This is a genomic window from Streptomyces sp. NPDC127119 (assembly GCF_042677425.1).
In the GTDB taxonomy this organism is placed as follows: Bacteria; Actinomycetota; Actinomycetes; order Streptomycetales; family Streptomycetaceae; genus Streptomyces.
On record NZ_JBHXTO010000039.1, the window covers coordinates 61,925 to 69,453 of the forward strand.

At 69.8% G+C, this 7,529-nt stretch carries 8 protein-coding genes and 1 pseudogene; 6 read left to right on the top strand and 3 right to left on the bottom strand.

The window, feature by feature from the left end; all coding sequences use genetic code 11:
• The first annotated feature begins 70 nt into the window (after positions 1–70).
• The 6 genes from ACFVH5_RS19160 (at position 71) to ACFVH5_RS19185 (ending at position 4,683) form a co-directional block, all read left to right on the top strand.
• Positions 71–736 (top strand): amino acid ABC transporter permease, encoded by a 666-nt coding sequence (locus ACFVH5_RS19160; protein WP_385834837.1) that lies wholly within the window; start codon positions 71–73, stop codon positions 734–736.
• Positions 733–1,626: an amino acid ABC transporter permease gene (locus ACFVH5_RS19165; protein ID WP_384798753.1), complete on the top strand. Its 894-nt coding sequence runs from the start codon at positions 733–735 to the stop codon at positions 1,624–1,626. The genes ACFVH5_RS19160 and ACFVH5_RS19165 overlap by 4 nt, the downstream gene beginning before the upstream one ends.
• A gap of 203 nt (positions 1,627–1,829) precedes the next feature.
• The gene (locus ACFVH5_RS19170; protein ID WP_385834838.1) at positions 1,830–3,425 is read left to right on the top strand and encodes an FAD-dependent monooxygenase; all 1,596 of its coding nucleotides are present in this window, start codon (positions 1,830–1,832) and stop codon (positions 3,423–3,425) included.
• A gap of 104 nt (positions 3,426–3,529) precedes the next feature.
• Positions 3,530–3,601: a putative leader peptide gene (locus ACFVH5_RS19175; protein WP_309544753.1), complete on the top strand. Its 72-nt coding sequence runs from the start codon at positions 3,530–3,532 to the stop codon at positions 3,599–3,601.
• Positions 3,602–3,682: 81 nt separating this feature from the next.
• Positions 3,683–4,234 carry a cysteine dioxygenase gene (locus ACFVH5_RS19180; RefSeq protein ID WP_385834839.1) on the top strand — a complete coding sequence of 184 codons (552 nt, stop codon included), beginning with the start codon at positions 3,683–3,685 and terminating at the stop codon, positions 4,232–4,234.
• Positions 4,235–4,248: 14 nt separating this feature from the next.
• On the top strand, positions 4,249–4,683 hold the full coding sequence (locus tag ACFVH5_RS19185; protein ID WP_385834841.1) for a rhodanese-like domain-containing protein: 435 nt from the start codon (positions 4,249–4,251) through the stop codon (positions 4,681–4,683).
• A 169-nt stretch (positions 4,684–4,852) separates the two neighbouring features.
• Here the strand turns inward: ACFVH5_RS19185 and recX are convergent, their stop codons facing one another.
• The 3 genes and pseudogenes from recX to ACFVH5_RS19200 form a co-directional block, all read right to left on the bottom strand.
• Positions 4,853–5,848 (bottom strand): recombination regulator RecX, encoded by a 996-nt coding sequence (recX, locus tag ACFVH5_RS19190; RefSeq protein WP_385834842.1) that lies wholly within the window; start codon positions 5,846–5,848, stop codon positions 4,853–4,855.
• A 3-nt stretch (positions 5,849–5,851) separates the two neighbouring features.
• Complete coding sequence (recA, locus tag ACFVH5_RS19195) at positions 5,852–6,982, bottom strand: recombinase RecA (RefSeq protein WP_385834843.1); 1,131 nt, start codon at positions 6,980–6,982, stop codon at positions 5,852–5,854.
• A 271-nt stretch (positions 6,983–7,253) separates the two neighbouring features.
• Positions 7,254–7,529, bottom strand: a pseudogene (locus tag ACFVH5_RS19200) (AI-2E family transporter); the annotation flags it as partial.

Genomic DNA, 7,529 nt, shown 5'->3' on the forward strand with positions numbered 1-7,529 from the left:
GGTGCGTCGTCCTCGTGGGGCGGCGCACCCGTCAGGAGGGCCCTCCCCACACGCGGAAGCACGGGAGATCGTGTTCGATTTTCTTGAAGGTTACAACCTGTGGGAAGCCTTCTGGACGACGGTGCAGCTGACCGTTCTGTCCGCCGTCGGCTCCCTGATCTGGGGAACTCTGCTGGCCGCCATGCGGGTCGGCCCGGTGCCTCTGATGCGCGGTTTCGGTACCGCCTATGTCAATGTCGTGCGGAACATTCCGCTTACGGTAATCATCCTGTTCGCGTCCTTGGGTCTCAATCAGACATTCGGCGCCACCCTCGGCTCGAACGAGATCGACACCACCAACTTCCGGCTCGCGGTGCTCGGTCTGATCCTCTACACCTCGGCGTTCGTGTGTGAGGCGCTGCGGTCCGGCATCAACACGGTGCCCGTGGGCCAGGCCGAGGCCGCACGTGCCCTCGGTCTGAACTTCACGCAGGTGCTCAGTCTGGTCGTGCTGCCGCAGGCGTTCCGTTCGGTCGTCGGTCCGCTGGCGAACGTCCTGATCGCGTTGACGAAGAACACCACGGTGGCAGCCGCGATCGGCGTCGCCGAGGCGGCGCTGCTGATGAAGGAGATGATCGAGAACGAGGCTCAACTCGTCCTGATCTCCGCAGTCTTCGCGTTCGGATTCGTTTGTCTGACACTGCCGACCGGTCTGATCCTCGGCTGGGTGAGCAAGAAGGTGGCGGTGAAACGATGAGCTCGGTCCTCTATGACGCGCAGGGCCCCAAAGCCAAGCGGCGGAACCTCGTCATCTCGGTGGTGTTCGTCGCCGTCCTCGCCGCGGTGCTGTGGTGGATGTACGGCGTGCTGGACGAGAAGGGCCAGCTCGCGTGGGATCTGTGGAAGCCCTTCTTCCACGGAGAGGCCTGGAGCACCTACCTCTGGCCGGGGCTGCAGAACACCCTGAAGGCCGCGGCGCTCGCCATGATCATCGCCCTGCCGCTCGGAGCGGTCCTCGGTATCGCGCGGCTGTCCGACCATGTGTGGGTGCGGGTCCCGGCCGGTGTGGTGGTGGAGTTCTTCCGCTCCATCCCGGTGCTGGTCCTGATGATCTTCGGTCTGGCGCTGTTCTCCGAGTACACGAACGTCAGCACGGACGACCGTCCGCTGTACGCGGTCGTCACGGGTCTGGTGCTGTACAACGCCTCCGTCCTCGCCGAGATCGTCCGGGCGGGCATTCTCTCGCTGCCCAGGGGACAGGCCGAGGCCGCGTCGGCCATCGGCCTGCGCAAGAACCAGACCATGCGGTTCATCCTGCTGCCGCAGGCGGTCACGGCGATGCTGCCGGCGATCGTCAGCCAGCTCGTGGTGATCGTGAAGGACACCGCACTCGGCGGCGCGGTCCTCACCTTCTCCGAGCTGATGGCCTCCGTCAGCCCGATGAGCGCGTACTACGGCGCCAACACCCTGGCCAGCTTCACGGTCGTGGCGTTGATCTTCATCGCGATCAACTTCTCGCTCACGAGCTTCGCGAGCTGGCTGGAACGCCGGCTGCGCCAGGCCAAGAAGTCCACCGGCGCGGTCGTCACCGCGGACGCGGTGGAGGAGCTCAGCACGCCGGGTGAACACGTGGACGGCCAGAAGTAGGCAAGTCCTGCGAACAGGTCACGTCCGGCGTAGAACTGACGAGATGTGAGCAACCGGAGGCAGTGGCGTCGTCGCCACTGCCTCCGTCACTTGACGCAAGCACCGGCAATAGGTTGCATACGTTCTGTGATCGTGTACCCCGCTCCACCTGCAAGTCCCGGTAGGACACTCAGTACGCCGCTCCGGGCAGGGGGCACCGCGCCGTGGACCCGGTGATCATCGTCGGAGCGGGGCCCGTAGGACTCACGCTCGCACTGGCGCTGGCGCGTCAGGAAGTCCCCTCGGTCGTCCTGGACGAGGGCCCCGGCAAAGACGAACAGCGGCTCGCGCGCACGGCTGTCCTGCGCGAGGACACGGCCGCGCTGATCGGGCGCCTGACGGGCTTCCCCGTCGCCGAAACGGGCTTCCGTTGGGCCGGATGGCGGTCGATGCGGCGCAAGCAGGTGATGCGGGAGATCACGTTCGGCGAGGACGATCCCGCGCTGCTGCACCTCCCCCAGCACGTGCTGACCGCCGCCCTGCGCGAGGCGATCGGGACCGAACGCCTGGTCAGGGTCGCCGTGGAGAGCCGTCTCGACTCCCTTGAGCAGGAAGCCGCCGGCGTCACCGCGCACACCCGGGGCCCCAAGGGCACCTGGTGGCGCGGCAGCTACCTCGTCGGCTGCGACGGGCCCCGCTCGACGGTCCGCAAGCTCCAGGACATCCGCTTCCCGGGACGTACGGCCGTGGAACGCCACGCCGTCGCCGCACTGCGTACGGAACTCCCGTGGCCCGGCGAAGCGTTGCTGCACCGCACGCCGCCGTGGCGCAGCTCGGGTCCTCCCGTCTCCGAGGTGATCGCGCGCCCCCTCGCCGACGACGTGTGGCGCATGGACTGGCTGCTGCCGCCGGGCAAGGACCTGGTCACACCGGATCTTCTGGTGGCACGCGTCCGGGAGACCCTCGCGGGCTGGTGCGGGGGCACCACCCCGCCGTACGAACTGCTCGACACCGGGGTCTACACGGTCCACCACCGGCTGGCGCGGCGCTGGCGGGCCGGCCGGGTCTTCCTCGCCGGGGACTCGGCGCATCTGCTCGGCGCACTCGGCACCCAGGGCCTCGACGAGGGGCTGCGGGACGCCGACAACCTCGCGTGGAAGCTGGCCCTCGCCTGGCACCACGGTCCGCACGAGGCACTGCTCGACAGCTACCAGGTGGAGCGGCGCGCGATCGTCGCCGCGCGCCTGCGCGCCGCCGACCAGGCACTGCCGCTGCTGCGGGGCGGAGGACTGCGTTCCGCGGTGCCCGGGGCGGCCCGCGGCCATGACGCCCTCCTCACGGACGGACACCTGGGGCGCGGTCCACTGGGCACGCCGGGGGCGTACGCCGATTCACCGCTCGCACCTCCGTACGCCGAGTCCGCGGTCGAGGTCGACACGGCGCCAGGTGCCTCGATCACCGACGTGCAGGTGACGGCCGAGGACGGTTCGTCCGTGTCGCTGCGGGACCGGCTGGGACGGGGCGCGCTGCTCGTGCTGCTGATCGCGCCGGGGACCGTGGTGTGGGACCGCAAGCACTGGGTGACGGCCGGGATCATGCCGCGGCTCGCCGCCGCCGTGACCGCGCTGCCGCACCGGGCCGAGCTGCTGGTCGCCGAGAGCTACCCGGGCGCGGCGGCGCACACCGTGCTGCTGATCCGCCCGGACGGACACCTGGTCACGGCGTTCGGCGGGGTGCGTCCCGCCGATCTGTACGAGGCCGCGGAGGCAGCGCTGGGTGGCCCCCGGACCACGGCGGAGGCGCCCGCGGGCAAGTCCTGAGAGGGGCTTGTTGCCCCTGTGAAGAGGGTCGCTGTCCAACCACTGACACTGAGTTGACCGGCCCGTACCGTCATGGTCTACTCCGGATCGTGACCGACACCTGTGTGCGCCTGTGGCGGAGGGTCCATATGGACCTCGTCCGCTATGCGGGCTGCGTGTGTCGCCCGTCCTGCTGAATTCGCATCCTCTGCAATCTCGCGCGTGAGGCCCATCGGCTGCCGCGCGCACCCACGCGAACGCTCGTCAGGACGGTACCCGTGTCTGTGTCACCCTCTGCTCCCGCTTCCGCAGGTTCCACCGCCTCCATCGAGGCCCGTACTCCCACCCAGGCAGAGCTCCTGGACTTCGTACGGCGCACGGCCGCCGACGCCGAACTGATCGCCTCCCTGCCGCTCGACCCCGAGGGCCGTACGTGGGTGCGCCTCGAAGGTCCCGGCGGCAGCGAGGCCTGGCTCATCGGCTGGCCGCCCGGTACGGGCACCGGCTGGCACGACCACGCCGAGTCGGTGGGCGCTTTCCTCACCGCGTCCGGCGAACTCAAGGAGAACTCGCTCGTCGCACGGCTGCCCACCGACGGCTGGAAGACCCTCGAACTCAACGAGGGAATCGACCGTGAGCGCCGGCTGTCGGCCGGCAAGGGCCGCTCGTTCGGCCAGCACCATGTGCACGAGGTGCTCAACGAGTCCACCGAGGAGCACGCCGTCTCCGTGCACGCGTACTACCCGCCGCTCCCCCGGATCAGCCGCTACAGCCGCGTCGGCCAGGTGTTGCGCCTGGAGCAGGTCGAGCGCCCCGAGGACTGGCAGTGACGAACGAACGCCCTGTGGCATCCACACCTTCCGGGTCGGCCGAACACCCCGTGGGGATCGACGAGTTGCTGGAACGGGTCCGTACGGACCTGGACCGGGTCGAGGCGGAGGCCGCCCACGACGCAGCACAGGCGGGGGACGCCCTGCTCGTCGACATCCGGTACGCGGCACTGCGTGAGCGCGACGGGCTGATCCCCGGCGCGCTCGTCGTCGAGCGCAACGAACTGGAGTGGCGGCTCGACCCGCAGGGCAGCCATCGCGCCCCCGAGGCCACGGGCCACGACCTGCGCGTCGTGATCGTCTGCAACGAGGGCTACGCGTCGAGCCTCGCGGCCGTCTCCCTGCGTCAGCTGGGACTGCACCGGGCCACGGACCTGGTGGGAGGCTTCCAGGCTTGGCGAACGGCGGGACTGCCGGTGGAGACGACTGGGGCCACGACCACGGCTTGAGGGACTCCGGCCTCGGCCTGCGGCTGCCACCCGTGGCCCGCCCCACCGCTGCGAACCCGGGCCCGAGCGCGATGGGCGCCCCCGCGCGTCCACCGTGCCCGGACCCTGCTCCGGAATCGCAAGAACCCAAATCCCCCCGTGAAGCCCCAGTTGAAGCCTTTCGGCTCCCTCAGAACTCCTCGTCGCCGAGGAACTCCGTGTCCTCGCCCTCTTCCTCAAGCGCCTGGCGGACCACACGCAGGGCGGTGCCCTGGGAGTAGCCCTTGCGGGCGAGCATGCCCGCGAGGCGCCGTATGCGCTTGTCGCGGTCGAGACCGCGCGTGGAACGCAGCTTGCGCTCCACGAGTGCGCGTGCGGTCGTCTCCTCCTGGTCGGAGTCGAGCTGTCCGACCGCCTCGTCGATCAGCGTGGGGTCCACACCCTTGGTCCGCAGCTCCTGGGCGAGTGCCCGCCGGGCGAGACCCCGGCCGTGATGGCGGGACTCCACCCAGGCATCCGCGAAGGCGCCGTCGTTGATCAGCCCGACCTCTTCGAAGCGTGACAGCACCTCGTCCGCCACGTCGTCCGGGATCTCGCGCTTGCGCAACGCGTCCGCCAGCTGCTTCCGCGTGCGCGCGGTCCCGGTGAGCAGACGCAGACAGATCGCCCGCGCCTGCTCAGCCGGGTCCTTCGGCTGCTCCGCCTTCTCGGCCCTCGACGAGGAAGGGGCGCCTCCGTCCTGTGCGTCGCCGGACGGCTCCCCGAAGCCACTGCGACGGCCGCGCCCCCGCCGAGCACGGCCTCCACGCCCGGGAACGCCCTCGTCCCGTTCTCCTCCGTCCCCACCCTTGTCCTCGTACGGCCGGCCACCGGTGCCGCGGCCCGAGCCGGCAACCGACGGACCGCCGCCTTCCCATGAACCGTCACCGCGCGACGTACCACCGCCGCCTCGCCGACCGCCTGCGGACCGGCGGCCTCCCCCGCGCTCGCCGTATCCCCCGTTCATGCCCGATCCCGAGGCACCGGGACCGAACGGCTCGTCCCCGCCGTACGGTCCACCGTCCTCGTGCACGCTGCCGCCCTCGTCCGCGCCACCCCTGTCGGCAGAGCCGAAGTCTCCCCCGTGGCCCTGCCCTTGAGGGGCGACGGGGTAGACGTACTCGGCCCAGTCCGTTCGTCGTGTCACGGACTAGCTCTTGGCCGCCGCGGCCTTGGGCTTGACGGTCTTGGCCGCGGGAGCGGGAACGGTCTTCGCGCCCTCACCTGCCGCGACCGGCGCCGCCGCGTCCGCGCCCGGCTCGGCAGCGGGCTTTTCCTTCTCCGCCTTCACACCGACGCCCAGCTTCTCCAGGATCTTCTTCTCGATCTCGTTGGCGAGGTCGGGGTTGTCCTTCAGGAAGTTGCGCGCGTTCTCCTTGCCCTGGCCGAGCTGGTCGCCCTCGTACGTGTACCAGGCACCGGCCTTGCGGACGAAGCCGTTCTCCACGCCCATGTCGATCAGGCCGCCCTCGCGGCTGATGCCCTGCCCGTAGAGGATGTCGAACTCGGCCTGCTTGAAGGGCGGTGCGACCTTGTTCTTGACGACCTTGACGCGGGTGCGGTTGCCGACCGCGTCGGTGCCGTCCTTCAGGGTCTCGATACGACGGATGTCGAGGCGCACCGAGGCGTAGAACTTCAGCGCCCGGCCACCGGTCGTGGTCTCCGGCGAGCCGAACATCACGCCGATCTTCTCGCGGAGCTGGTTGATGAAGATCGCGGTGGTCTTCGACTGGTTGAGCGCGCTGGTGATCTTCCGCAGTGCCTGGCTCATCAGACGGGCCTGCAGACCCACGTGCGAGTCGCCCATCTCGCCCTCGATCTCCGCACGCGGCACGAGGGCCGCGACGGAGTCGATGACGATGAGGTCGAGCGCGCCGGAGCGGATCAGCATGTCCACGATCTCCAGAGCCTGCTCACCGTTGTCCGGCTGCGACAGGATCAGGTTCTCGATGTCGACGCCGAGCTTTTTCGCGTACTCGGGGTCGAGGGCGTGCTCCGCGTCCACGAAGGCCACCTGGCCGCCGGCCTTCTGCGCGTTCGCCACGGCGTGCAGGGTCAGGGTCGTCTTTCCGGAGGACTCCGGGCCGTACACCTCCACCACTCGGCCACGCGGCAGGCCGCCGACGCCGAGTGCGACGTCGAGGGCCGTCGAGCCGGTGGGGATGACCTCGATGGGCTCATTCGGCCGCTCGCCGAGGCGCATCACCGCGCCCTTGCCGAATTGCCGTTCAATTTGTGCGAGCGCGGCGTCGAGCGCCTTCTCGCGGTCGGTTCCTGCCATGGGTTCCACCCGATTTGCTTGTGTCGATCGCTTCACGTCAAAGACGCTAACGCCTGCCACTGACAATCCGCCCCGACGCCCGTCCAGCCTGTGGATAACTCGGGCACTTCCGCATGAAATCCCCGCCCGCATCCCGTTCCGGGCTTCGCCAGAGCCTCCATAAGAATGGATGTTCGATTTTGATGTCAAGCGCATCCCGCACCGGGGCGGGGGTGTGTCGCGGCCGTGCCGCCGGACCGTTCCGGGGCCGTGCGCGCAGCCCGGAACGACCTCAGGAAGAGGCGCGGGGCCCGTCGCCCTCACTCGGCGGCGCCCCCTCGGAGCCTCCGTTCCCCCGGGAACCTCCGCGCAGCAGCTGCCGTACGCGCTTCAGGAGGGTTCCCGAGCCCCGTTCCCGGCGCCCGTGCACCCGCGGGTCGTCCGTGACGGCGTACCGCTTCACGTACGCCCCCAGGAAGGCCTGCAGGGTGGCGACGGCGGGGATGGCGATCAGTGCGCCGACGGCTCCGAGCAGGGCGGTGCCCGCGATGACGGATCCGAAGGCGAC